The organism is Dolichospermum sp. UHCC 0260 (assembly GCF_009711985.1).
Taxonomy (GTDB): Bacteria; Cyanobacteriota; Cyanobacteriia; order Cyanobacteriales; family Nostocaceae; genus Dolichospermum; species Dolichospermum lemmermannii.
Map to the genome: position 1 here is coordinate 61,492 of NZ_VIKZ01000018.1, position 24,761 is coordinate 86,252.

Genomic DNA, 24,761 nt, shown 5'->3' on the forward strand with positions numbered 1-24,761 from the left:
TGACTAACCAACAAACTTCTCGGATAGCTTCAGTTCACCGCACTACTGGGGAAACAGATGTTTATGTTACTATCAATCTTGATGGTACAGGGATATGTAAAGTTTCTACAGGTATTCCCTTCTTAGATCATATGCTCCATCAAATTGCTTCCCATGGGCTTTTTGATTTGGATATTCAAGCTAAGGGTGATTGGGAAATTGATGATCACCACACTAACGAAGATGTGGGGATTACTTTAGGACAGGCTTTATTCCAAGCTTTGGGTAGTAAAAAGGGAATCGTCCGCTTTGGGAATTTTCTTGCGCCTTTAGATGAGGCATTAGTGCAAGTTGCTTTAGACTTCTCTGGTAGACCGCATCTTAGTTATGGTTTAGAGATTCCTACTCAACGGGTGGGAACTTATGATACCCAGCTAGTGCGGGAGTTTTTTGTGGCGTTGGTGAATCATAGCCAAATGACGTTACATATTCGCCAATTGGATGGAATTAATTCCCATCATATTATTGAAGCTACATTTAAAGCCTTTGCTAGAGCCATGAGAATAGCGGCAGAAATTGATCCCCGGCGGGCAGAAACAATTCCTAGTTCCAAAGGAGTGTTATAAAAATCCTGGCTCTTCGGTTAATCTGTAGTTAGCTCTAAATAGTCAGTAGTTGGTAGTTTCATCCCCATGAATTCTGTTGTAGACAACCCCGATTATCAACAAAATCCCCTAGATAAAAAACCCGTAGTCCTGACTTCTGAATTGCGAAAGGTCTATCGCACGGGATTTTGGCTCAATCAAAAAGTTGTATCGCTCAAAAACTGTTCTTTACAAGTGTACCCAGGAGAAACCTTTGGTTTGTTGGGTCCCAATGGTGCGGGTAAAACCACGCTGTTAAAATTGTTGCTGGGAATTATTCGCCCTACATCTGGACGGGGATTATTGCTAGGTAAACCCATAGGCAACGCTAAAGTCAAGCAGCATATTGGCTACCTCCCAGAAAATTCCTATTTATATGAATATCTGAGCGGTTGGGAATTTTTGCAGTTGACAGCGGGTTTATTTCAAATTCCCCAAAAGTTACAACGTCAACGCATTCCCCAATTGTTGGAATTAGTGGGGTTATCTCAAGCTGATGCTCGCAAAAAGCAAATGCGGCGCTATTCTAAAGGAATGCTTCAGCGTGTGGGAATGGCACAAGCTTTAATGAATGATCCAGATTTGGTTTTTTTAGATGAACCTATGTCTGGACTTGATCCTCTGGGACGTTACCAAATGCGAGAAATTATTCTTTCGCTGAAAGCATCTGGTAAAACCATATTTTTTAATAGTCATGTGTTGAGTGAAGTTGAACAAATTTGCGATCGCGTGGCTATTCTTGCTCAAGGAGAATTAATCTGTTGCGGTTCTCTCAGTGAACTTTTAGGGAATCAAAACACCTATCATGTTAAAGGTCAAGGCGGAGACGGGGAAATCTTGAAAAAATGGATAGGTAATTTAGAATTTGGGGCTGATGGTTCTTGGCAGGGTATACTCCAAGAAGATTATTATGATTTTCTGTCTAGTTTGAGATTAATGGGGGGAAAAATTATCACTATGAATCTGTCACGTCAATCTCTAGAAGAGTTTTTTATCCATCAAATTCAAATCCGAAATCATCCCCTTAATTAGCACAAACAACTAGAAAATAAGAGGAATGAATCACCCATAAGTAGTAATTTTTGCGAATTATTTGATCATTCTAAAAATCAGTTACTTATGTGTTAATACTTCCTGATCAATTTAGGGCTATGACTGTACTATCAGTTGATAAATTTGTTGTTAATATAGGATCGAAAATTGTTATAAGTTAGGAAACTTAACCTGCAAAAAGCACTGAAAATATTTCCTAACCTCAAAGAAGATTTAAAATCAAATTCCTTACGCAACAAATTATTTATGTCCGGAAAACTAAAGATTTATTAGAAAATAAAATTGTTGAGTCACTACGATTCTTCAGTATACTCGATGTTAAAATGTTTCCGAATAACTCTAAATATCGCCATTTTCAATTCTCAGGTAAATATGCTTAATAAAGATTTGTGTAAATTTCTCACCCACTCAACGATGGGTTTAGCATTGTTAACAACAGTGAATATCATTTTGCCATCTGTGAGTTTGGCACAAAGACAGCCAGTAGCATCAACATCCAGTAGTATCGCTACAGATTATTTATTAGGCGGCGGCGATCGCATCCGTGTTAATGTATTTGAAGTACCAGAATATACAGGTGAATATCAAGTCCCTCCCGGTGGTTCAATTAATATGCCTTTAATTGGCAGTATCCCTGTTTCGGGACTAACCACAGAACAAGCTGCTGATACAATCGCCAGAAAATATGCTCGCTTTCTCAAACGTCCCCTGATTTCCGTCAACTTATTATCACCACGTCCCATCAATGTATTTGTTGCGGGAGAGGTAACAAGACCAGGTGCTTATACCCTCAGCTTAGAAGGAGGAGCAGGGAATAACCCCGGTGTCCAATATCCAACGGTATTAGCTGCATTAACCATAGCCCAAGGTGTGACACTGGCAGCAGATGTAACTCAAGTACAATTACGCCGCAAGGTAGGACGTTCTGGAGAGCAGACAGTCTCCTTGGACTTAAAGGAATTAACGCAAACAGGCAGAATATCCCAAGAGATTACTTTACGAGATGGAGATACCATCGTTGTCCCCACAGCTACCAGTTTGAATGTGGCTGAAGCCCGAAATTTATTTGCAGCTAATTTTGCCGCTAGTCAAACTTCACCCCGCTCAGTGGTGGTAATTGGTCAAGTTTACCGTCCTGGTTCTTATCTTGTTACCGCTGGAAATGCAGGTGGAGCAGAGGGTGGTGGTGCTGGTGGTGGTTTACCAACTGTAATGCGGAGTTTACAACTAGCAGGGGGAATTACGTCCATTGCGGATGTGCGGAAGATTAAATTACGCCGTCCTACCCGAACTGGTACGGAACAAACTATAGATATTAATCTATGGGAATTACTACAAAGCGGTGATATCAATCAAGACATTGTGGTGCAGGATGGAGATACAATTGTCATTCCTACAGCTACGGACATTAGTGCCGCTGAATCTACCCAATTAGCAACAACTACTTTGTCCCCAAATACTATTGAAGTGGGTGTAGTGGGTGAAGTCAAAAAACCAGGAGCAGTAAAACTACAACCGAATAGTTCTTTAAATCAGGCATTATTAGCGGCTGGTGGTTTCAATGATAGTAGAGCTAGTAAAGGAACTGTAGAATTAATTCGCCTCAATACCAATGGTACAGTTACTAAACGTCCAGTTAAAGTGGATTTAGCTAAAGGAATTAATGAGGAAACCAATCCGATCCTTCGCAACAATGATGTTGTCATAGTTGATCGCAACGGTTTAGCTAAAACTGGTGATAGAGTTAATACTGTAGCTGGTCCTCTAGGTACTATTTTGGGGATTATCAGACTATTCACTACTGGATTTTAGAGATCTCCGAGAATTAAATGTACGTGACTTGAAACCCTTGTAGAGACGTTCCATGGAACGTCTCTACGATCTTTTTCGGGGATGTCTATTATACATCTGAGTTTATTTTTTCAGCAATTTATGATTAGAGGTGTAGCGATCGCCTATAATGCGATCGCAGGTTTATCATTTTATAGTTACTGATTGGGAAATTACGCACTTAACCCATTTTAATTTACTGCAAGCTATAACCCTAATAATCAATTCTGCCCAAAGCTGAAGGAGGAGAATAATTCAATGGACCCAATAATTTTTATCATATTTTTAGCTCTAGTAGGTTATGCCTTGGCATCTGCAAAGATGGTAAATCAAGGGAATGTGGCCTTAGTTGAACGCTTGGGGCGGTATCATCGCAAACTTAATCCGGGAATCAGCTTTATCGTTCCTATTCTTGATCAGATTGTGATGGAGGATACAACCAGAGAGCAGTTGTTAGATATTAAACCCCAAAATGTCATTACTAAAGACGGAGTTTACTTAGAAGTTGATGCAATTCTTTACTGGCGGATTAAAGATATTGAGAAAAGTTTTTATGCCATTGATGATTTACAAACTGCCTTATCTAACTTAGCCACAACTACCCTCCGGGAAAATATCGCTCAGAATTCTTTAGAGGATACTAATATGTCTAGAGACGAGATAGACCGAAGCATATTAGGCGTATTAAATTCAATTACAGCCGCTTGGGGAATTGAAATTATCCGTTTAGATATTCAGAGCATCACTCCACCGGAAAGTGTCCGCAAGTCAATGGAAGCTCAACAAAACGCACAAATTAAGAAAAAGTCAGCTATAGAAGCCGCAGAAGGGGAACGACAAGCGGCAGTTAAACGAGCGGAAGGAACTAGAACATCTATAGAAATAATTTCAGAAGCCTTGCGGAATCATCCTGAAAGTAAGGATATTTTAAGGTATCTTGTTGCCCAAGATTATGTAGATGCTAGTCAAAAATTAGGTGAAAGCAATAATGCCAAAATTGTCTTTGTAGATCCTGCTAACTCAACAGAAATGTTTCAGGAATTGATTTCTGATTCAGTACAAGAAAATCATGGTAAAGCCAATGGCAATGGCAATGGCAATGGTAACGGTAACGGTAACGGTAACGGTAATGGTAATGGACTTAATTAACAACTAACAACTGACAACTGACTTCCAAATGCTTCGCCCCTACTGACTCCTAACCTTCACGATAAATAGCATCTGCTATTAAAGTAACTTGTTGCATTTCCTGAACATCGTGAACTCGGAGGATATCTGCACCATTGAAAATGGCTGCACAACAGGCTGCGGCTGTTCCCCAGACTCGCAATTTCGGATCTGGTTGATTGAGAATATTACCTATAAAACTTTTACGAGATGCTCCCACCAAAATTGGAGAATTAAGTGTTTTTAGTGATTTTAAGCGGCGAAAAATTTCTAAATTCTGGTCATGGTTTTTAGCGAAACCAATACCAGGATCAATAATTATTTTATTTTTGTCAATTCCCAAAAGTGTAGCCTTTGTAATTTGCTCAGATAAAAAGTTATAAATATCAGCAATTAGATCTTCATAATCAGTACATTTTTGCATAGTTTGGGGAGTTCCTTGGATGTGCATTAAGACAATCGGCACATTTAAACTAGCAACAGTTGGCAACATTTGGGGGTCAAATGTTCCAGCAGAAATATCATTAACTATATCTGCTCCAGCGATAATTGCTGCTTTAGCTACTTCTGCTCTAGTTGTATCTATAGAAATAGGAATATCAATAATTGGACGTAGCAACTCCAAGACAGATAGCACCCGCTCAAGTTCTGCTTCTAGGGATATTTGTTCTGCCCCTGGACGGGTTGATTGTCCACCAATATCAATAATATCAGCACCAGCCGAAACCATTGCTTCTGCCTGGGTTAAAGCCGCTGAGGTGGTGTTAAATTTACCACCATCACTAAAACTATCCGGGGTGACATTCAAAATTCCCATGAGATAAGTCCGCTTTCCCCAGGTAAAACAGTGATCTCGGATAGTTAAGTTGTTAGACATGAAATTTTTTAACTTTTAATTGATGTATCCCCAATCCCCAATCCCCATTATTGATAGTTGACAATTCTGGCAAAACTATCAGCTTTTAGACTAGCGCCACCAACGAGAGCGCCGTCAATTTCTGGTTGTGCCATAATTTCATCAATATTATTCGGGTTGACTGAACCGCCATATTGGATAGGAACTAGGGGATTAGTTAATTGACTGCGAATTAAGCCAATTACCCGATTTGCTTCCTTGGATTCACAGGTATCACCAGTACCAATTGCCCAAATTGGTTCATAAGCAATAATTAGGTGAGTTTGATCAATATCTACCAAGTCTTTTTTTAATTGGTTGCTAATTATTGATTCTGTTTCCCCTGCGTCTCGTTGTTGTTTAGTTTCCCCAACGCAAAGAATGGGTGTGAGTCCATGCTTTTGGGCGGCTTTAAGACGGAGATTGACAGTTACGTCAGTTTCTCCGAAGAATTGCCGTCTTTCACTGTGTCCAACAATGACAAAACGCACACCGATTTCTGTGAGCATGGGGGCAGCAATTTCGCCTGTATATGCTCCATGTTCTTCCCAGTGGACGTTTTGTGCGCCCAAATTTACACGGCTACCATGTAAAGATTTGGACAGCAGGCTTAAGTCGGTGAAGGGAGGACATAATACCACTTCTCGTTCTGAGGGGGTTTCCTCCAGGTGAGGCAAAAATCCGCTTAAAAATTCTGCGGATTCTGCCTGGGTTTTAAACATTTTCCAGTTTCCAGCAATAACGATTTTCCGCACAGGTGATTTAATCAAGATTTTAATGCTACTAGATGCACTTTTCAATGTACTACTTTTTTAGGACTATTCACTAAGCAGAATTCACTGAGTCACAGAAATAGTCGTCAGTAGTAATATAGGCTGATGGTTGGTTTTTTAACTTAGATAGAGTTTTTGTATCAATCAAAAATTAAGCTATTTGCCAAAATTAGGTGAGCAGTTGCGCTTGATTACGTAAACGCAACTACTAAATTAAACTAACTGCAAACCAGCTTTTGCTTCTTTGGCAATTGCCTCTACTTCGTCATTTACCAAGGTTGCTAGAATAGATTTAGCTTCATCACTACCCAAACGAGTTAAAGCTTGTACTACTCTGTAACGTACTTGCCAATCTGGATTAGTGCTGTATGGAACTAGGAGAGGAACTGCTGTTGGATCTCCCAATTCACCAAAGGAACTAATGGCCGCAGTTTGAATTAAGCCATTATCGGAAGCTAGTGCTTGGGTAAGCAATTCAAAGGCTCGCGGATCTCCTAATTCTCCTAATGTCGCAATAATGCTAAACTGTACCAGCCATTCTGGTGTTTCTTGGTAAAGCTGTTGTAAGTCTTCAAAAGCGTCATGTAATTTCAGCGCACCTAAACAGTCTGCTGCGGCTGCTTGAACATCTGCTTCTGGATCATGAAGTAAACCCCGGAGGATATTCAAGGATAATGGTAAATCCTGTGTTCCCAGGGTATCCATTTGACTTACGGCCGAATAACGGACACGCGCACTTTTATCCTGAATGGCAGTTTGTACTAATTCTAAACCGATTTGTGGTTCTAGTTCCCGAATTTGATTGACTGCACGCAAGCGATCGCCTAAATTGTCAGAACGCAGTAATTCTCTTATACTATCAGCAGACACACTCATTTAATTGTCCTTTGTTCAGTTGTCAATTGTCAGTTGTCAGTAGGGGCGAAGCATTTGGAAGATAAATTATCGGTCATTGCCAAAAATAGTTCTGCAAATGCTTCGCCCGTACAGTTGTCAGTAGGGGCGAAGCATTTGGAAGATAAATTATCAGTCATTGCCAAAAATAGTTCTGCAAATGCTTCGCCCGTACAGTTGTCAGATAATATTTCTCTCCTTTGCTACTCTGCGGCCATAGTGCGAATAATATCACCACGAGTTAGAATACCAATTACCTTACCCGCATTGTCAAGGACTGGGAGACGATGAACTTTGTGATCTTGTATTAATTTTGCTGCTTCTCTTAATGGTTTATCAGGAGAAATAGTTAGGGGATTTTTACTCATAACTTCCCCTACTGTTTGTCCTAAAGCTTTATGTAAATCTCGTTCATAGGTTGCAGGATTTTGTAAATAAATCACACTATCCAAAATCATGATATATGCAGGGGGAGTTATACCAGTTTCTTGCCACATCAAATCTGTTTCTGAGATAATTCCGACTAATTTACCTGCGTCATCAATTACAGGTAAACCGCTAATGTGTTTTTCTGCCAGAATTTGGATAGCTTCTTTTAAGGGAGTTTGAGGACGGACGAGGATAGGATCACGACTCATCACATCAGCAACGGTTTTAGACATTTTTTTTACTTGCACCTTTTATAAAAGTCTTTTTAACTATTGTAGGAAATTATTGGTAACAAATAAAATACAGTTAATAGATTGTTACTTTTCATTTTAAAAATAAACGTTGTTTTTGTTGAAAAAGCATTTTTAGCAATGCCATTGTACCATAAAAGCCTTGAACAATATTTTTATAGTAAGCTCTTTTTTGTATAGTTAATGATTTTAAATTAACAATTTGAATACCAATTTCCGATAATAGCTTTTTATTTTCCTCTAATGTAATGGATGATTGTGTTATAGTTGGAGTATCTGCGAGTGTCATTATTTATATTCTCCTTATTACAAGTTTTCAAAATGTTCATAGGCAACACTTCTAATAAGATTATGCATCTTAAAGAAAATACTATTTTCTTGGACAATTGTATCAAGCAATTGCTCTTCCATTAAAATTTGCAAGGCTATTCTTTGTTCTTTCTCGCTACATTCTTCCTCCGCCAAATGTTCTAATAAATCTTCTTTAGAATGGGGACTCAAATAAGTAGAAGCAAAGCAAATAAGCAAGTAAGAGTAATAATTATGTTCTTTTAATCTTTCAAAAGTTTTGTTAAATTTATAACGTACCTTAAAATATAAATCACGGTTAGCTTTATGTAGTTCCCAAGCAGTTGTCATATTTTCTTGAGATGATTCTAAATCTTTTTCAACTTTTTCAATTTCCTGTTTACCCTCATCTTCCCAATAAGCTAGAATATTTCCTTGATATTCGGTTTTAATTGTACCTGCAATTACTTTTAACGTTAAAGCATGACCTTCATAAACTTTACCAATACGTTTTAAATAATTAATTTCAGTTTCTGCTTTTGTTTCTATGCCAATCTTTTTAAACAATTCTAGCTGTTCTGTAACTTCTAAACCTTTTATTGGTTGACAAAACCAGAAATTATCATAACCAGCAGATACATCTTCTGGTAAATGTTGGGTAGTAAGAATAATCCGACTATTGCACTGTAATTCAGATAAAAATAATCTGAAAAAATTAACCCATGCTCTATCTTTAAATTCACTCCAACCATGTTCTTGATTTCCCTTAAGTATCCATTCTAAAGAATCAATAATCATTAAACAATGATTTTCTTTAAGATATTCTATTAGCTTTTTTTGTAATCTAGGAATATCTTGACGGTCTTCTGGGATAACTAAAACACCACATTCTTGTAACCATCTATCTGCAACTGTGACAAAATTACCAAAATCTGATTGATCTTGATTATCAAAGTTAACTCTTAATAACTTATTCCATTTTGTTTCAATAATTAATTCTGTATATAATTTTTCTGCTAGTGCAGTTTTACCGATACCAGTAATTCCATTTAAAATAACAATTCTAGATGAACCACTAATGTTTTGTTTTATAGTTGTAATAGTGCTTTCACGACCAACCCAAGTATCTTCATAAGCAATAAAATTAATAGCTAGATTATCTTCTTGATCAAATTCTTTTTCTTTCTGACTCTTTCTTGCTAATGGAGTTTTATCAACTATCTCTTCCCAGTTGTCTATCCCTATAGCTTTACAGATACTTACAAATGCAGATTGTTGAATGGATAGACCATTTCGGAACTTCTTTAATGTTCCTACTGATGTGTAAGCAGATAAAGCCCATTCTTCTAAGGTTAAACCCTTGATTTCTCTAGCTATTTCAATTTTTTCTAACTTTTCTGGAGAAGCTCTAATAGTAGGCATAATTATATTCCATTTATTGTTTTATCTGAGTATCAATTTTAGATCACTTTTAGATCAGTTGAAAAAGTGATCCAAAACTAGGACTATATACATTTAATTTTCGTGTCATTCTAAAAAGTGTAGACAGCGACAACCGTTGGCCAACGCGCTGGAAACTCCATTCGGGGGATTTTGCACAAATCCCAAAAATCTGACCGATTGAAATACATAAGGTTTTCAGGAGTTCCATTTATGCCAGTAGTTAAGTCAATTGTATCAAAGAATGAGTTCCACGCGGTACAGAAGGAAGTAATTCCTGTAGCGAGCGAAGCCACCGCTGATCATATCATGTATGTGCAGTCACAATTGGAGTCAGACTTCATAGAAAAGTTGCGAGCGTTGGATTTAGAACCTATCATTTTTCTGCTGACGCACCCAAAAAAATCGTTAGGTTGGAGTAGAGACAAGGCTTTGCAAGCGATCGCTCATTACAAAATGTTTTTATTATTACATAATCTTTACCCAGATAAAAACATAGTACCCACGGAAGAGATTGATAGAGTATTTGAACAGCATTTCTCAGATAGTGCTAAGTATCATCAAGACTGTAATCATCTTTTTGGGTATTTTTTACACCACGATCCCTATTTTGGGCTACTGAATGAGGCTGACGAAAAGAGTCACTTGGCTGCTTTTATGGAGACGAAGGTATTATTCAAGAAGCATTTCGGGATCGAGCTTTTAATAAATCCTTCTCGTTGTCAACCCCTAAAACAACCGAAACAAATTCGTCCTTGTGTAGCTAATATCCAACCTTGGAATTTGATGAAATGCGGTTGATTTAACTCACATTTCGCAGATCCCCGACTTCTTTGAGAAGTCGGGGATCTTATTCGTATTATTTTATCGTTTCAATAAATAAGCGTGTTGCTTCTGCTTCGATAAGCATTCCTAAACTGATAAAATTCTCATAAGCTAAATTTGCTAATCTTATAGCTTCTTGTAAGTTACCATTCTTGTTTTCTAAAAAAGCCATAGATTCTTTACAGAAAGCAATACTGCATTTATCAGAGTTTTCCTCAGCTACCCGTAGACATTCTTCTAACATTGGTTTAGCTTCTTTGAGATTTCCTTGTTTAACAGCAATATCAGCTAACCAATTTTTTACCATGTTTATTGCTCTTTTCCAGCCAATAGTTTCAGCTAAATCAATGGCTTGATTATAATAAAATTTTGCCTGTTCATAATCACCGCTAAAGTCGGAAATTTTGCCCCGATAATAAAATATATGAACCCACTGATATTTTGCTGTTTCCTCATTTAAATTTGCTTCTTGAAGTAGTTTTTTACTGAAGTTGAGCCAGAAAGTAGCTTTAGCTAATTTATCTTCTTTTAATCGCAAATAAACAATATGAATTGCTAGGTTGAATTTAAAGTTTATATCTTGATCCTTACGAACTTTACTACTAATCTTACAAACTTCTACAAAGAGGCTTTTGGCTTCCTTTAATTTATTTCCCATCAGGGTAAAAGTCCAAGCTTGATCACATATAAGTTTAGCTGCATTTAACCAATCTTCTTTCTCTTTAGTGGCTGCAATCAGCCAGTTCATCCAATCTAATCTATTTTGCCAAGCGGTTGTGCGATCGCTCTGATAATATCCCTGAGCATGAGAATAACCATTAATATTTTGCCACAGTTGTAAAAATTCTTGATATTTATTTTCGGACATACACCATTCAATAACTGCTTCTAAATTTTCCCATTCTCCTTCTAAATCTTTATATTCATTCCATTCTTTTTCATCTTTTTTACCATGTTTTTGAGAGTGTTGTAAATACCAATTAATCCATCTTTCTCTGGCTATTTGCTCAAATTGAGAATTAGCATCTAATTCTCCAAATACATAGCTACGAGTCAGAGGTAGTAAAATAACATAACTGTTTTTTTCTTTTTTGATTAACTGGAGTTGTTGTAAATAAGTAAAGCCTTCCGATATGGTAGATTCGTCTGCTTCTGGTAATGCTACATGAACTATGGCTTCTTCTAAAGCAAATTCGGGAAACATTGCTAAAGCCATTAATAAATAGTAAGCAGGTTGCTTTCTTAGTAGTTGTAAATAACCTTCAAACCAGAATTTATTACTATCTTCATTTGGTTTAGTTGTTCGACTTAATGCCAGAGTAAAAGAGTAATGAGCCTTGAGTAAATTAATAGCATACATAATAGCACCAGGCATACCTCCAACACTTTGATAAAGTGTATCTAACTCGTCGTCATTTAAAGATATATCTGTATCTTCCAATAAGTTATTGATGAGCTTATCAATAGCTACTTTTTTTAAAGGTTGGATAGCAATATATTTATCCAACACCAATAGCTGACGAGAAGTGACAATAACTCTTAATTTAGTAGGTAACTCATCATATAAAAATGAGTGAATATTCCGTGCATCTTCCATCGTTTCAAGATTATCTATAATTAACAAAGTATCATACTGCTGATAACTTAATTTTTTTCTAATAAGTTCTAATAGCTATTGTGGATCTGAAGTTTGGATGAAACTTTCACAGTCACTATCTGCCTCTCTGTTACTCTGTTTGCCTTCTTCCCATGCCTTTTTAAATTCACGTTCATTGTCTGTCGGTAAAGTAGAATTAGCCAACAGCTTTAACTCAAAATGATATAAACTCCCTTGAACTCCTTTTTTATTCTTTCGCAAGTCTTTGAGAATATTAAACGGCTTCCCTTTTGATAGCCAAGTGTTATATGCAGCAGAAAAATGTTCATCAGTAAAGGAGAGTTTGTCTAAAATGTTTTTCTGCTTTTTGATTAATTCAATTAAGGGCTTTTTCTTAGCAGTTACAACCAGTGCGGGATGCCCATTCTTGCGATTATCGCTCCAATTCTTATGCACAATTCTGATTTCTCCCTGCGTTGGATCTCCTTCGCGGTTTTCAGGAGCAATAAGCAAAGCATAAACAAAAGCCCATGATCGGTTTTCAGTATCTGATCCGAGTGAATTTCCATCAGCCATGTCTTTATAATATCTACTAAATAGCTACATTTTTTAAATTATACACCTGAAATTATACAGCAGTGTCCCCATATCCCTATTAGTGTCCCTATTGATAAAAGCTTGTATAGCAAGGTTTACACGAATTTTAAAATCCTAGTTGACAAGGGCTATTTGTCCCGATTTATAAGTGTCTCATCACAAAACACAACTCAATGTTGAGTGATAAATCAAACGAACAAAAATAAAAATCAGTCAATTAGCAAAGAAACCATGAAGAAATTTAAGCTTCTTGTCTTATTTATAGGTACTACGATAGTTACTACTTTTATGGGTAACGCTGCCGCTTTAGCCGAAAACTTTGTTGTTGATGGTAGCAATAAGGCTCTCAATACCAACAACAATTTCCGCAAAGTAGATGGAAATCCTATTATGTCACTTTGGGAGTTCAGTTCTACTGACCGAGATCAACAATTCGATCGCATCTCTGGTAATCGTGGTGGTACTCTCCTTCGACATGGTTCTACTGGCAAGTGTTTAAATTCACATTATCTAACAAATGGAGGTGTAGTTAATACTTGGCCTTGCGACGCTAACGATCCTGACCAGAATTTCAATATCATCTCGTTGGGTAATGGCCTCTCTCAGATTCAACGTACAGGCACAAATCTCTGTGTAGACAGCCCCACCCGTGACAATGGCGGTAAAATCCACGTATGGCAATGCGATCGCAATAATCCCAATCAACGATTTAAAAATGGCACTGTTACAGTCGGTCCCTACTATCGCAACTTTGAAGGGTCACACAGCAATTGTAATGGAATCACGCATATTTAACGGTCAGCCTCAAATCAGGATTATGGATTCTAATGGTGACTACAAAAATGAAAACTCGAAAGTTACAGAATACTACACTCGTTGGATTAATATCCCAAATGGTACTGCGAATGGATATGGAAACAATATCTATTGGACAAATCCTCGCTAATCTCGATTAACTTGATACTGGGATTGTTGATCAGTCCCAGTAACTTTTCATTATGATAATCATGAGAGTCACTATGCAAATATTTATTAATAGCAAATACAAAAATCGAATTTTATTTGCCGTATTGACAAGCCTTTTCTTCTTCTCTATCAACACAGAAAAAGCCCTATCAGGTGGAGGAGATGTAACTCAATCTACAACAGAACAAGCTTCTGTTAGCTCTCCTATCACACAAAACCCTGGATCAGTCACAGTTACTCCCACCACACTACTGCAAACAGGCTCAAATAATTATGCAAACGTCAACTCTAATATAGGATCTCTAAACTATCCAAACTGCGGCGGTAGTTGTGGCTTTGCAATTATGCGTACTACTCCCACTAATAATATTAATGGTACAAGTAGCAATCAAATTGAAGGAATTATTGGTGTAATTCATTCCTTTAGCTCACCTGATCAAAAAAATGCTGAAACTAATCGTCAATTAATAGATATTCAAAAACAAAGAAGTGAAAGTGAGATTGCGAGTAATTACATCAAAGCAATTGCCGATGCTTGTCAAGCCAAAGATTCAATTAGAGCAGAACTAAGTGCTAAAGGATTAGCTCGAATTTGGAACGTAGATTATAAAACCTTACTTCACCCTAGCTGCGGCTCATAATATTGAGAATTAATATTTCACTTTCTTTTTCTTTTATCATTTTTGAATAATAATTTTGTGATTCATTATATCAATAATGTGATTTTAACTAATATTGTTTCAACTAAATAAACCCGATATTCCCATATCAAATTAAGCCCTAAATAAAAGCAAAAATCATGGCTAATGAAAAATCACCAGACATTCAAAATACTAACAATGCCGATAAAAAAGAACATAAAATTGAATGTTCTTCCTGTCAATGTAAAGGGAGAATCCAACCTTATGGTTCACGCAGATTATCCAAATGTCAAAAATGCCAAGGAACGGGTTTTTGTTAAAGTTAAAATTGATCATTAAATTAAAATTCTGTAGGGGTAAAGCAAAAGCTAAACCCTTACCAATAAATATCTAATTTATCAATTTCCCTGATGATATTTTCTCAAAGCCGCAATAATTTCCCCATTGGCTTCTGGAAAAGTAAAATTATCCAATTCATCCAAACTTACCCAGCGAATTTCATCACATTCTATGGCTTGAGGAACACCCGCTAAATGTTGAGAATGATGAACTATCAAAGTCACCCGCAAATGAGCATAAGTGTGGTCAATAGTAATCAGATGTTCTCCAACTACAATTTCTATACCCAACTCTTCCGAAATTTCTCGTTTAATACATTCTTGAATAGTTTCACCAACTTCAATTTTCCCCCCTGGAAATTCCCATAAACCACCCATTGTACCTGTAGGAAGTCGTCTATCAATTAAAATCTGTTTTTGGTCATTCCAAATAACAGCAACACCAATAATTTTATGAGGAATAGAAGAACTACTTTCATTCATATAATTACTCAGTACCAATAAATAAAAAAACTCAGTAAACTAATTATATATCTACCGAGTTCATATTTATTTTGAGAATTTTGCTAAGAGGGTGTTTTATGTGTTAATAAATTAAATAAAAAATACCCCTTGGATTATAATCAAAATTATTGTAAAAAAAATATTTGAGAATATCAAGTCCTGAAATGAACGTTTTTAGGGGCAATTATTGAGAATATTCTCAAGATTATTGACAATAGAGAGGAATGCGCTTTTTTTTGAAAATCTGATTGAAAAAACTTATAGGTTTTGCAAAAAACCATAAGTTAAAAAGTAGTTGGGTTGACTGGAGAAAACCCAACTTGCTAATTATCAAGTTACGGTAATCATCATACCTGCACTTTCATTCCCTAATCTATCCACAGCACAGACTGCATAAGTTCCTGGTAGAACTGTCGCAAAGGTAGTACCAGCGGATAAAATGCGTTGAATTAGCCAATTATTGCTATTTTGCAAATACAGAGTCCAAGAACGCACAAGTTGATCATCTCCTGGTTCCCAGTTTAATTTACCATCCATAAACTTGAGGTTTTTGGGAGGTGGTGGCGTAATGGAACTTTGCCATGACATAGTGGGAATTAAGGCAGGTGTGGGATAATAGGTTTTAAATTGGTCAGCGATGCCTTGGCGATTTTCCCGAATGCCAGTCATACTAAAAAAGATATTACCTAAAGACAAATTACCTGCTAAATTCCGAGAAATCTGAATTTGCTTGGCAATTTCGCTATTTTTCCATTCCTTACCATCTAATTGTCCGAGATTATTACCTGCATAGATGTGACGCTGTTTAGTATTGATTTCGGTCCACCATTGCAGTAAAGTTTGATAGGCTTGTTTGGTTTGGTCAGTACGCCAGTAGAGTTGAGGAGCAATATAATCTATCCAGCCTTGCTGTAACCATTTTTTAGAATCTGCATAGAGGACACTGTAGGCATCTAAACCGACAATTCCCGCAGGTTCTCCAGAACGATAAATACCAAAGGGACTAATTCCAAACTTTACATGAGGTTTGGTGGCTTTAATTCCTTGAGAAAGTCGCAATACCATTTGATTGACGTTTTCGCGTCGCCAATCTTCTATATTTAGTTTACCCCCACTGGTTTGATATGCTGCGTAGGTTTTATGATCAGGAAAAGGTTGACCAGATATGGGATAGGGGTAAAAATAATCATCTAAATGAATAGCATCTAAATCATAACGACGGACAACATCAATAATGACGTTGTATGCTCTGTCCTGAACGATTTTTGCACCGGGGTCCATCCATTGTTGAGTACCCCATTGATAAACAACTTCGGGGTTTGTAACTGCAATGTGGGGACGAACGGTAGAAACTTGACTATTTGCTCTAGCACGATAAGGATTAAACCAAGCGTGTAATTCAATATTGCGTTGATGACATTCGGCGATCGCAAACTCCAAAGGATCATAAAATGGTGATGGGGCTTTTCCCTGAGTTCCCGTTATCCAAGCACTCCAAGGTTCTAATTCCGAAGCATATAAAGCATCACCTTCTGGTCTTACCTGCAAAACTAAAGCATTGAAATTCAAAGCTTGTAACTGTTTAATAATCGCTAATAATTCGGCTTTTTGCTGTTCCACAGCCAGTCCCGGTCGAGAAGGCCAATCACTATTCCATACAGACGCAACCCAAGCCCCCCGAAATTCCCGCCGATGATTTAGCTTAACAGTATGAGCAGTGGTAGGTTTAGGGATGGTTGGAGGAACAACAATATAATCAGTCGGGATTTTTTCCGCTTTTCCTAAATATACTAAAGCCTGATAAACCATTACTGCGACTTCTGCACGAGTAGCGGCTTTTTTGTAATTAAGTATTTTTCTGTTCGGATAACTAACTACCCAACCAGCACGAGTTGCTAACGCGATTTGATTAATCCCATAGTAAGGAATTAAAGATCCATCTTGATAAATTTCTGCTAGTTTACTTACTAAATCTAGGTCAACTTGACCAGCAAGTTCTAAGCCATTGACCATTGCTACTAAAGCATCACCTCTAGCAATACCTTCATCTATCCCAAACCGCCGATTTGGATAACCCGTTAAAAATCCAGTTTCATAGACCTTTTTAATCGCGTTTATCGCCCAATGCGTCTGGGGAACATCTACAAAAGGTACATATTCCCGTTTGACAGGCAGGGAAAAAATTGCAGCGATAATAGCTGCAAATTCAGCCCGAGTCACAGGGTTATTAGGGCGATAAGTTCCATCAGAATACCCACTGAGAATTCGCCGTGCTGCTAAAGCTTCAATAAACCCTTGGGACCAATGACCTTGAATATCCGAGAATCTTATAGGAGTAGATACCATATTGAATGAGATAGTTGCATCCTTTGTTAATTTAGCAATATTTAAGTCATAGCTGCTAAGGGACTTCCGGGAAATAAATTATCCCAATAAATAAATGAACAAACGAACCACAGAGGCACAGAGAACACAGAGAGAGAAGAAATAGAGAGGGTTTTTGCGTTAGTTTTGGGACATTTTTTTATTTGGAAGTCCCTAATGACAGTAAAGAAAAATTCCTCAAACTCCTCCTCTCTGAGCCTCTGAGACTCTGCGTGTTAGCGAAGCGGGGCGAAGCCTAAAAAAATTATCCCTTCCTCCCAACAGCAACACAATAAAGAGCAGCATGACGTTCTCCATCAATACCCAACATAGCATTCAAACCCAGATCATGAAATCCACCAATACAAAGACTGTCCAGCCCCAATTGCCCAGCCATTAAGCAGATATTTTCAGCTTGATGACCAGCTTCTAAAAGTGCAAAGCGGTAGCCCCGCGCCCCATATTTGCCCATTGAACGCATAAAAACCGATGTGAATACAAACAGAGCATTGGCATTGAGAATGTAATCTTGCTGCAATAATGGTTCTACAAAATCTGTTGGGACTGCATCATTTACCCAATGTAACCCGTGTCCGCGAGGTTCATAGTGATATAGTCCGCTAACCAAACCTGCTACCGCTTGTGTGGATACGAACACCTCCAGAGGATAAAGTCCCCCCGCAGAAGGAGAGTTACGAGCCTCATAGCATTGACCATCCACTTCCCGCAGTCCGTTGAGTCCACATCCTGAGTCGAGCAGTTGAGCTAAGGCGACAAGTGGCATTACCTGATGCTCAAATAATCGCACAGAAGTACGTCGCGCTAAAAGCTCAGACAGCGGGTTATCACGTGGTGCTTTTGGCAATTCCAGAAAAGGAGCTTCTGGCAGATATCGCAGTTCAGTAGCCGGAACCCGCTTAACATAACTTTTAGGGACTGGAGAGTTTAAATGATAGAGAAGAGCTAACTCCAGAGGTTCATTGGCTGTGTGCATTGTGCTAATTTCCTCGTTTTAACAAACTATCACCTATCAGCATTCAACTATACTCAACACGGCTTAATTATTTGATTTAAGCGGGTAGGGGTTTAGCATTGCTAAACCCCTACAAATCTAGTAGTCTGTCAATCCAAAAATGACGGACTGTAGTGTGAGCGTCTCGCTCACGCGGGCAAGATGCCCTGTAGTGTGAGCGTCTCGCTCACGCGGGCAAGACTTGTACTGAGCTTGTCGAAGTATGCCCGCACTACCAAAAACCCGTCAAAATAAATTTGACAGACTACTAGGTTTTTTGTGATTTTACAAAAGTCCATGTCCCAACCGTTTTGAGTATAGTAAGCTAATTCTGGGTTTAATCAACAACCCGCTAACGGCTCGCTGACGGCTGTTTTAAGCCATAGGATGTGGGCAGGGATTTAAGTCATTTTTAGTCCGTCGGCCACCATAACCCAACCTTTCTGGGACTTCAAACAATCGCCTATTCCCCAGTGGTTCTTGTCCATAACCAAAATATATAGGGACTATTTCACTGGCTAAAGTCCGCACCACTCGAAAACCAAGAGAGGCGATATCAGGGGCAGTAATTTCCACTACATAAGGTTCAACACCTACTGAATTTAACTTGGCAACTACTGATTGCAAATTCTCTGCTTCAGACTCAGATTCGTAAGTTGGTAAATATTCAACTTGGCAAGATTGGTCATGGTGAAATAGAAAATCCAACTCACCTAGCCGAGCCGTCGTGTAAAAAAAAGCGTTGTGATCATCTAAATTCTGAATATCACTATATTGATGGAGATTAGCCCCAGCGCCAGTTTTCATCCGTTCTATGTCACCAAAGCGAGCTTGACAAACTTCAAAAACTGCCTTGTGGAAAGCCGTTGGTGCATCAAGATGACATCCCATACCAGTGGACACAGCGGGACCTTTGCCCGAACGGTCAATTAACATGGCCATGAAAACTGGGACTTGAATATCAGTAGTTAACTCGAAGACAACTAACTCAATGCCAAAGCGGGCATAGTGACGGGCAATTTCCGTCTCAATTCCTGGCAGGTGGTCGAAATAGATGCGCGGGGCAGGGAGGCGATTTAACCAGGTAATGATGAAAGCATCACGCTCAATTAATTCACACAAACCCCGGTAGGCAGCAAACTCCCAAGATGGTCCACTAGCCATACCGTTAGAACTAACAGGTAAAATATGATCTCCTGGTTGGTCGCCACCCCAGTCTAAATAAACCAAGAAGGCTGGAACTAAAACCTGTTGCTTACTGGTTAAGGAAAGGGCATTCATCCACGAAGTCTGCGTTGTGGGATTAAAGGCCGGGAAAGGGAAAGTTGGGTGAGAGTATTGTTGGTCAGAAAAAGGAGAAAAAACGGTCGAAGGGACGGCACGATTACCTAATTCTTCGTAGCTACTAACAATTATTTGCCGATAATCAACAATACCACCGCAGTATCTTTCTATAGCTTCGCCCACAGCCCCAAAAATGGCTTGTTCATCCGTCATGCCCCTACCGACACCGTAGCGTAAATCATCAGACTGTTTACGAAGCTGAAAATTTGCTAATTCGGCTTGCCACAAAACGGGAAAATCGAACTCTGTATAAGGCTTGGTGAATCTATCTAAGGAGCGGATAACGCCAGTATGGGGGCTGACTAGATCTTGCCAACGGGGACGTGCAATCGCTGTATTCACTGTGTTCTCTCCTATCTTTTTCCGTTCCCTGTTCCCTCTTCCCTGCGATGCACTGAGCTTGTCGAAGTGTTCCCTTTCTGTGTTGAACAATGGGGACAACCTGGTTTTTTGAGGACAACGTTATGAGTAAGTTTTGTGCCAAGTAAGTCTATATGTAGTAGTTTTCCGTCAGTAGCGATCGCCAAACCGAGCATCATTTTCACAGCCTCAAGAGCTAAATAGCTACCCACCAACATCTGACCTATCGGTAAATTTTCCCGTAGCCGTGGTTGAGAACGTCGTTCTCGGTTGAGCAACTGTTCAACCGCCAATTCCGCCTCTGGAAACTTGGAACAGGCCATAGACCGCATTCGATAGCATAGATAACAGGGTTTGTCCTGGGAAAAAACCAACGGACCGACAGTTCCCTCCACCCCAGCCGCTCCACCCGGTAGCAATGGGCGCTGCATCTTCAAGCATAGTCTGTTCAGACGATAGGCTAGATTCACAGATACGGCATCAGTAGCAACAATTACCAGGTCAACGTCCTCCAGCAAAGAAGTGATGGTTGCGTCGTCATTTAAACCATCTGTGACAATCTCAGCCTCAGTGATTCCGCCAATGGACTCAATCTGTCGCGCTGCTTCCACACTCCGAAAAGTGCCAATTTTATTCAATCCCGAACCTGACATCATCAGGGAATCCGCCGGCAGGATACAGGCATCATCACACAAACGGACAAAACCAATCCCAGCAGTAGCTAGGTTAATTGCTGCTATCAGTCCCGAACCTCCCAGTCCAAAAACAGCAATTCTCCCATTGGCTAAGTTTTTTCGAGCATCTTTTTGGTCAAAGCCTAATTCATGATAAAGGCTGATTTGAGGAAGTAAATAAGCACGACTATCTAAATCATTTGTATTTTCTAGAGACTCTTCTACTAGGCGATTGTCCATCAAAAACTCTAAACATTGATTGAGGGAAGAATCTGTCAATTGTTCGCCAATTGCATTGCGGATTTCTCCTATGGTGCGAGAGCCGTCTAGTAAAGGTAAAACAATGTTTTCCACATTATGCAGAGCTTGACCCTGGACTCTCAGGGTTCGTCGTGTTGTATTAAATATCATACTTTCTTCGCCACTACAATCTGCCGGCATCACGTTAATAACAACGTGTTCTAGTAGTCGGAGCCGCTGACCATCATTTAATTTCATAGACTTTATTATTGCCAATGTTTAATCCTGCTATAAATAGCAATCAAAAAAATTAAAAACCCTGTTTTTGTCAACAGAAAATATTGAGTAACAACAGGGTTTCTGTTGATTTTTCTAGCCAGATTTTGTAGCCCTAAATTCAAAAAACTCGCTCGATTTCTAGAATTGCTAAATGGCGATTCTATCTCCAGGTTTAGTTAGTATCCAAATCCGAACTCATCATTGTCCTCCAATACACCTGATACTGTTGCATGACCACCGCCACCACAGCCACCGCCACCACAGCCACTACAGCCACAGCCACGACAGCCGCAGCCACGACAGCCGCAGCCACGACAGCCGCAGCCACGACAGCCACGACAGCCACGACAACCACCGCCACCACAGCCACCACAGGAACAATTAGCAAACCATCTTTGAGTGGTTTCAGAGTCGAATAGTTCCGACATTGCTAATTTTTCTAAAGCTGCTATTTCTTCCTCAGACAACAGAAGTCTTTCTAGTTTGTCTGCTTGATCTACCAAACGCATTTCTACATATATTGGTTGGTCGAGTGTTTTTTCTGCAAGCATTGTCACCTACTCCTTTCAACTTAAATTTAATAACCTGTTTGCAAATCTCTATTCGAGTTGATAAAAAGCTGGAATGATGTTTTTAAATCAACCAGTTTTCACAAATTCTTCAAAATTACACTAGTCCACAACGGCGTAAGTCAACTAACCATTAAAGATTCATAAAAAGCTTATACAATCTGCTTTTTTAATTTTTAATTGTTAATTTTTAATTCCGCCCTGCGGTACTAGTCCACAAAAGAGCAAAGTCACATTCTGATTAGTGCAGGTAACTATCAGATGGAATTCAGATTCTTATAAAACCTTGTCTTCTATGAAAATTGCTCTTTTCGGAGTCGCCAATTATGTCTTTGTTTGCTTATCCGATTCTTACAAGAATATCTTTTTCTAGATAATTTTCTTCTTTCTTAAGTAGTATTGTTTTATCTCTTGATAGAGGAGGAATCAATTTATGAAATTGTGCTAATGGTGAATGAAAATTCTTGTAACATAGAATAATTTTATAGTTAAAGCGAATTTAAAATAATGCTTATGACCGATTTAAAAGCGTAGCTCTATTTCTTTATAATTACTCCTTTAGTAAGGTTGTCAGACTTGATTACTTTTCAGGATTTATCTAAAAATAGCAAATCAAATATCTGATCATCCTTTAATGATCAAGGTTATATTGGTTCTAGGCTGTTTTGATATCCGTGAAAATTCTGAACAACAGACATTTGAAAATTTTTGAAATATTCATCCCTAAGAAGTGGAGAACAAAATTTTTCAAAAGTAGAATATTAAAGTAATAGATAGCAGAATCCGAGAAAATTCCTGATCAACTTTGCAGCGACTGATTGCTGGTTAAGTTGGAAAAGGATAAAATTTGATTACTGCATATCTTATTCTTGAAAAATAAACTCTCCCAAGTGATAAATCTAGTTATTACTCAGAAAATATCAAACTTTTGGAAATCAGAGAATTATCTAACCCTTTATAAAAAATCAGGTTTAATTAATGAGCGATTTAAGAGTTTGGTTTGGAGACTACACTAGAATTTTATTTCGTTCTTTACCTTTGTTATGGACAGCAGCACCTCAAGAAATGGTGTTTTTAATTGCTGTGACTTTATTGCAAGGGTTTCTTCCTGGGGTTAGTGTTTGGATTACCAAACTGGTAGTAGATACTGTAGCCACAGCCTTAACAACTGGTCAAGCATTAGATGATTCAATTTTGTGGTATTTGGTAGCAGCATGGGTGGGAGCTTTGCTATTAGAAAACCTTCTCTATCCTTGGATATTGGCACTTCAAGGAAATCTCAATGATAAATTAGCGGCTCATATTAGTTTATTATTAATGCGAAAAGCTGATAGTTTTGCTGACTTGAGCCGTTTTGAAGATGCTGAATTTTATGATGAGTTACAAATTCTGCAACAACAAGTTAGCTATAAACCCTTAAACTTAGTTGAGAACTTGGTGGAATTAAGTCGCTCATTGATTACTTTAATCGTGGTAATTGGGCTATTAATTCCCCTGGCTTTTTGGATACCATTGGTAATTGCGATCGCTACTATACCCCAAATAGTAGTTTCTTCCCAATATGGTAGAGAGATTTGGATCACCTTATTTGAAAACAGTCCTCAAGCCCGAAAAATGCAGTATTACACCTCTTTAATGCTGACTGACACCTATGCCAAAGAAGTTAGACTATTTCAGCTAGGGGCATTTTTTATGCAGCTTTACGGACAAGCATTTCAATCTTTACATCAATCCATGGGTCATTTGCGAGGTAAACAAGCATTTTGGTCATCTAGTTTAGCTATTTTGAGTACATTAGGAAACGGATTTTCTTTCTATTGGGTAGTCAAACAAGCCTTTAGAGGACTGTTAAGCCCAGGAAGTGTACTTCTGTTCGTACAATCATTAACTTACTTCCAGAATAGTTTAGAAAGATTTGTCAGTCATTGGTTGGATTTGTTCGAGAATATTATTTATATGCAGCAGTTCTTCAACTTTCTCGACAGTCCTACCCCCATGGTATTGAACATACCCGGAGAAAAAATCCCCACTCCGATTCGTGCAGGTATTACTTTTGAGCAAGTTGATTTTCACTATCCAGATGGTAGATTAGCACTCAAGGATATTTCTTTTACCCTTTACCCAGGACAAACAGTCGCTATCGTTGGCGAAAATGGCGCAGGTAAAACCACTCTAGTCAAACTATTAACGAGGCTTTACGACCCCACCACAGGACGGATTATGGTTGATGGGATAGACCTGAGAGATTTAAATTTAGAACAGTGGCGGCGGCAAATTGCGGGGGTTTTTCAAGACTTTGGCCATTACTCACTTACCTTGGGCGAAAATATTGCATTAGGAAATTTAGCAGCGTTAGAACATCGAGAGATTCTTAGATATGCAGTAGAAAAAGCCGATATCGTCAAACTAGTTGATGATTTTCCCAGTGGGGAAGATACACAATTGGGTAAACAGTTTGGCGGTACAGAACTTTCTGGAGGACAGTGGCAAAAATTAGCTCTAGCTCGTGCTTTTGTTCGCAAAGAAGCCCAACTACTACTTTTGGATGAACCTACCGCAGCCCTTGACCCCCGCAGCGAGTGTGATTTTTACCTGCGGTTTGTGGAACTAGCGGAAGGCAAAACTACCATCCTAATTACCCACAGATTAGCCTCAGTGCGAATGGCTGACCGCATCTTAGTCCTCAAAGATGGTCATTTAATTGAAGATGGCACTCACCAGGAACTTTTACAACTGGGAGGCGAATATACCGCCCTCTGGAATATGCAGGTAGAACAGTACGGAGTGTAATACAAAAAAACTTAATTC

The 24,761-nt window shown here is 38.5% G+C and carries 23 protein-coding genes; 9 read left to right on the forward strand and 14 right to left on the reverse strand.

The window, feature by feature from the left end; genetic code table 11:
- Nucleotides 1-23: 23 nt before the first annotated feature.
- The 4 genes from hisB (at nucleotide 24) to FJR08_RS09215 (ending at nucleotide 4,655) form a co-directional block, all read left to right on the forward strand.
- The gene (hisB, locus tag FJR08_RS09200) at nucleotides 24-605 is read left to right on the forward strand and encodes an imidazoleglycerol-phosphate dehydratase HisB (RefSeq protein ID WP_168632995.1); all 582 of its coding nucleotides are present in this window, start codon (nucleotides 24-26) and stop codon (nucleotides 603-605) included.
- A 66-nt stretch (nucleotides 606-671) separates the two neighbouring features.
- A complete protein-coding gene (locus FJR08_RS09205) occupies nucleotides 672-1,655 on the forward strand; it encodes an ABC transporter ATP-binding protein (RefSeq protein ID WP_168632958.1) in 984 nt (327 codons plus the stop codon).
- Between the two features lie 393 nt (nucleotides 1,656-2,048).
- The gene (locus FJR08_RS09210; protein ID WP_015080068.1) at nucleotides 2,049-3,488 is read left to right on the forward strand and encodes a polysaccharide biosynthesis/export family protein; all 1,440 of its coding nucleotides are present in this window, start codon (nucleotides 2,049-2,051) and stop codon (nucleotides 3,486-3,488) included.
- A gap of 276 nt (nucleotides 3,489-3,764) precedes the next feature.
- A complete protein-coding gene (locus FJR08_RS09215) occupies nucleotides 3,765-4,655 on the forward strand; it encodes an SPFH domain-containing protein (protein ID WP_168632959.1) in 891 nt (296 codons plus the stop codon).
- Between the two features lie 49 nt (nucleotides 4,656-4,704).
- Here the strand turns inward: FJR08_RS09215 and folP are convergent, their stop codons facing one another.
- From folP to FJR08_RS09245, 6 genes are all read right to left on the reverse strand, one after another.
- Complete coding sequence (gene folP / locus FJR08_RS09220; protein WP_168632960.1) at nucleotides 4,705-5,550, reverse strand: dihydropteroate synthase; 846 nt, start codon at nucleotides 5,548-5,550, stop codon at nucleotides 4,705-4,707.
- A gap of 47 nt (nucleotides 5,551-5,597) precedes the next feature.
- Nucleotides 5,598-6,323 (reverse strand): triose-phosphate isomerase, encoded by a 726-nt coding sequence (gene tpiA, locus FJR08_RS09225; RefSeq protein WP_015080065.1) that lies wholly within the window; start codon nucleotides 6,321-6,323, stop codon nucleotides 5,598-5,600.
- Between the two features lie 231 nt (nucleotides 6,324-6,554).
- Nucleotides 6,555-7,217 (reverse strand): phycobilisome degradation protein NblB, encoded by a 663-nt coding sequence (gene nblB / locus FJR08_RS09230; RefSeq protein ID WP_168632961.1) that lies wholly within the window; start codon nucleotides 7,215-7,217, stop codon nucleotides 6,555-6,557.
- A 221-nt stretch (nucleotides 7,218-7,438) separates the two neighbouring features.
- On the reverse strand, nucleotides 7,439-7,897 hold the full coding sequence (locus FJR08_RS09235) for a CBS domain-containing protein (RefSeq protein ID WP_168632962.1): 459 nt from the start codon (nucleotides 7,895-7,897) through the stop codon (nucleotides 7,439-7,441).
- 91 nt (nucleotides 7,898-7,988) lie between these two features.
- Nucleotides 7,989-8,204, reverse strand: a complete 216-nt coding sequence (locus FJR08_RS09240) for a hypothetical protein (protein WP_168632963.1) — start codon at nucleotides 8,202-8,204, stop codon at nucleotides 7,989-7,991.
- Nucleotides 8,205-8,221: 17 nt separating this feature from the next.
- Nucleotides 8,222-9,625 (reverse strand): ATP-binding protein, encoded by a 1,404-nt coding sequence (locus FJR08_RS09245; RefSeq protein ID WP_168632964.1) that lies wholly within the window; start codon nucleotides 9,623-9,625, stop codon nucleotides 8,222-8,224.
- 231 nt (nucleotides 9,626-9,856) lie between these two features.
- On the opposite strand from FJR08_RS09245, the gene FJR08_RS09250 reads away from it, so the two are divergent.
- Entirely contained in the window at nucleotides 9,857-10,444 is a 588-nt protein-coding gene (locus FJR08_RS09250) for a hypothetical protein (RefSeq protein ID WP_168632965.1), read from the forward strand.
- 58 nt (nucleotides 10,445-10,502) lie between these two features.
- On the opposite strand, the gene FJR08_RS09255 is transcribed toward FJR08_RS09250, so the two are convergent.
- Nucleotides 10,503-12,065 (reverse strand): lipopolysaccharide assembly protein LapB, encoded by a 1,563-nt coding sequence (locus FJR08_RS09255; protein ID WP_217357497.1) that lies wholly within the window; start codon nucleotides 12,063-12,065, stop codon nucleotides 10,503-10,505.
- Between the two features lie 75 nt (nucleotides 12,066-12,140).
- The gene (locus tag FJR08_RS09260) at nucleotides 12,141-12,641 is read right to left on the reverse strand and encodes a hypothetical protein (protein WP_168632967.1); all 501 of its coding nucleotides are present in this window, start codon (nucleotides 12,639-12,641) and stop codon (nucleotides 12,141-12,143) included.
- A 252-nt stretch (nucleotides 12,642-12,893) separates the two neighbouring features.
- Between FJR08_RS09260 and FJR08_RS09265 the strand changes: the two genes are divergently transcribed.
- The 3 genes from FJR08_RS09265 (at nucleotide 12,894) to FJR08_RS09275 (ending at nucleotide 14,589) form a co-directional block, all read left to right on the forward strand.
- Nucleotides 12,894-13,457 (forward strand): RICIN domain-containing protein, encoded by a 564-nt coding sequence (locus tag FJR08_RS09265; protein WP_168632968.1) that lies wholly within the window; start codon nucleotides 12,894-12,896, stop codon nucleotides 13,455-13,457.
- Nucleotides 13,458-13,681: 224 nt separating this feature from the next.
- A complete protein-coding gene (locus FJR08_RS09270) occupies nucleotides 13,682-14,269 on the forward strand; it encodes a hypothetical protein (protein ID WP_148764360.1) in 588 nt (195 codons plus the stop codon).
- A 158-nt stretch (nucleotides 14,270-14,427) separates the two neighbouring features.
- Nucleotides 14,428-14,589, forward strand: a complete 162-nt coding sequence (locus FJR08_RS09275; protein ID WP_168632969.1) for a hypothetical protein — start codon at nucleotides 14,428-14,430, stop codon at nucleotides 14,587-14,589.
- A gap of 78 nt (nucleotides 14,590-14,667) precedes the next feature.
- Here FJR08_RS09275 and mutT read toward each other — a convergent pair whose 3' ends face one another.
- The 6 genes from mutT to FJR08_RS09305 form a co-directional block, all read right to left on the reverse strand.
- Nucleotides 14,668-15,090, reverse strand: coding sequence for an 8-oxo-dGTP diphosphatase MutT (gene mutT, locus FJR08_RS09280; protein WP_168632970.1), 423 nt, complete (start codon nucleotides 15,088-15,090; stop codon nucleotides 14,668-14,670).
- A 351-nt stretch (nucleotides 15,091-15,441) separates the two neighbouring features.
- Nucleotides 15,442-17,457 (reverse strand): family 10 glycosylhydrolase, encoded by a 2,016-nt coding sequence (locus FJR08_RS09285; protein ID WP_168632971.1) that lies wholly within the window; start codon nucleotides 17,455-17,457, stop codon nucleotides 15,442-15,444.
- Nucleotides 17,458-17,740: 283 nt separating this feature from the next.
- Nucleotides 17,741-18,469: a SagB/ThcOx family dehydrogenase gene (locus FJR08_RS09290; protein WP_015080057.1), complete on the reverse strand. Its 729-nt coding sequence runs from the start codon at nucleotides 18,467-18,469 to the stop codon at nucleotides 17,741-17,743.
- A 393-nt stretch (nucleotides 18,470-18,862) separates the two neighbouring features.
- Nucleotides 18,863-20,173, reverse strand: coding sequence for a YcaO-like family protein (locus FJR08_RS09295; RefSeq protein ID WP_168632972.1), 1,311 nt, complete (start codon nucleotides 20,171-20,173; stop codon nucleotides 18,863-18,865).
- Nucleotides 20,174-20,184: 11 nt separating this feature from the next.
- On the reverse strand, nucleotides 20,185-21,363 hold the full coding sequence (locus tag FJR08_RS09300) for a TOMM precursor leader peptide-binding protein (RefSeq protein ID WP_168632973.1): 1,179 nt from the start codon (nucleotides 21,361-21,363) through the stop codon (nucleotides 20,185-20,187).
- Between the two features lie 197 nt (nucleotides 21,364-21,560).
- The gene (locus FJR08_RS09305) at nucleotides 21,561-21,935 is read right to left on the reverse strand and encodes a hypothetical protein (RefSeq protein ID WP_168632974.1); all 375 of its coding nucleotides are present in this window, start codon (nucleotides 21,933-21,935) and stop codon (nucleotides 21,561-21,563) included.
- A gap of 996 nt (nucleotides 21,936-22,931) precedes the next feature.
- On the opposite strand from FJR08_RS09305, the gene FJR08_RS09310 reads away from it, so the two are divergent.
- Nucleotides 22,932-24,743 carry an ABC transporter ATP-binding protein gene (locus tag FJR08_RS09310; protein ID WP_168632975.1) on the forward strand — a complete coding sequence of 604 codons (1,812 nt, stop codon included), beginning with the start codon at nucleotides 22,932-22,934 and terminating at the stop codon, nucleotides 24,741-24,743.
- Nucleotides 24,744-24,761: the final 18 nt, after the last annotated feature.

Excerpts from the sequence above, each read along its gene's own strand:
- FJR08_RS09205 (WP_168632958.1), top strand. The coding sequence starts at position 672 with ATGAATTCTGTTGTAGACAACCCCGATTATCAACAAAATCCCCTAGAT.
- FJR08_RS09210 (WP_015080068.1), top strand. The coding sequence starts at position 2,049 with ATGCTTAATAAAGATTTGTGTAAATTTCTCACCCACTCAACGATGGGT.
- FJR08_RS09215 (WP_168632959.1), top strand. The coding sequence starts at position 3,765 with ATGGACCCAATAATTTTTATCATATTTTTAGCTCTAGTAGGTTATGCC.
- folP (WP_168632960.1), bottom strand. The coding sequence starts at position 5,550 with ATGTCTAACAACTTAACTATCCGAGATCACTGTTTTACCTGGGGAAAG.
- nblB (WP_168632961.1), bottom strand. The coding sequence starts at position 7,217 with ATGAGTGTGTCTGCTGATAGTATAAGAGAATTACTGCGTTCTGACAAT.
- FJR08_RS09235 (WP_168632962.1), bottom strand. The coding sequence starts at position 7,897 with ATGTCTAAAACCGTTGCTGATGTGATGAGTCGTGATCCTATCCTCGTC.
- FJR08_RS09240 (WP_168632963.1), bottom strand. The coding sequence starts at position 8,204 with ATGACACTCGCAGATACTCCAACTATAACACAATCATCCATTACATTA.
- FJR08_RS09245 (WP_168632964.1), bottom strand. The coding sequence starts at position 9,625 with ATGCCTACTATTAGAGCTTCTCCAGAAAAGTTAGAAAAAATTGAAATA.
- FJR08_RS09250 (WP_168632965.1), top strand. The coding sequence starts at position 9,857 with ATGCCAGTAGTTAAGTCAATTGTATCAAAGAATGAGTTCCACGCGGTA.
- FJR08_RS09255 (WP_217357497.1), bottom strand. The coding sequence starts at position 12,065 with ATGGAAGATGCACGGAATATTCACTCATTTTTATATGATGAGTTACCT.
- FJR08_RS09260 (WP_168632967.1), bottom strand. The coding sequence starts at position 12,641 with ATGGCTGATGGAAATTCACTCGGATCAGATACTGAAAACCGATCATGG.
- FJR08_RS09265 (WP_168632968.1), top strand. The coding sequence starts at position 12,894 with ATGAAGAAATTTAAGCTTCTTGTCTTATTTATAGGTACTACGATAGTT.
- FJR08_RS09270 (WP_148764360.1), top strand. The coding sequence starts at position 13,682 with ATGCAAATATTTATTAATAGCAAATACAAAAATCGAATTTTATTTGCC.
- FJR08_RS09275 (WP_168632969.1), top strand. The coding sequence starts at position 14,428 with ATGGCTAATGAAAAATCACCAGACATTCAAAATACTAACAATGCCGAT.
- mutT (WP_168632970.1), bottom strand. The coding sequence starts at position 15,090 with ATGAATGAAAGTAGTTCTTCTATTCCTCATAAAATTATTGGTGTTGCT.
- FJR08_RS09285 (WP_168632971.1), bottom strand. The coding sequence starts at position 17,457 with ATGGTATCTACTCCTATAAGATTCTCGGATATTCAAGGTCATTGGTCC.
- FJR08_RS09290 (WP_015080057.1), bottom strand. The coding sequence starts at position 18,469 with ATGCACACAGCCAATGAACCTCTGGAGTTAGCTCTTCTCTATCATTTA.
- FJR08_RS09300 (WP_168632973.1), bottom strand. The coding sequence starts at position 21,363 with ATGAAATTAAATGATGGTCAGCGGCTCCGACTACTAGAACACGTTGTT.
- FJR08_RS09305 (WP_168632974.1), bottom strand. The coding sequence starts at position 21,935 with ATGCTTGCAGAAAAAACACTCGACCAACCAATATATGTAGAAATGCGT.
- FJR08_RS09310 (WP_168632975.1), top strand. The coding sequence starts at position 22,932 with ATGAGCGATTTAAGAGTTTGGTTTGGAGACTACACTAGAATTTTATTT.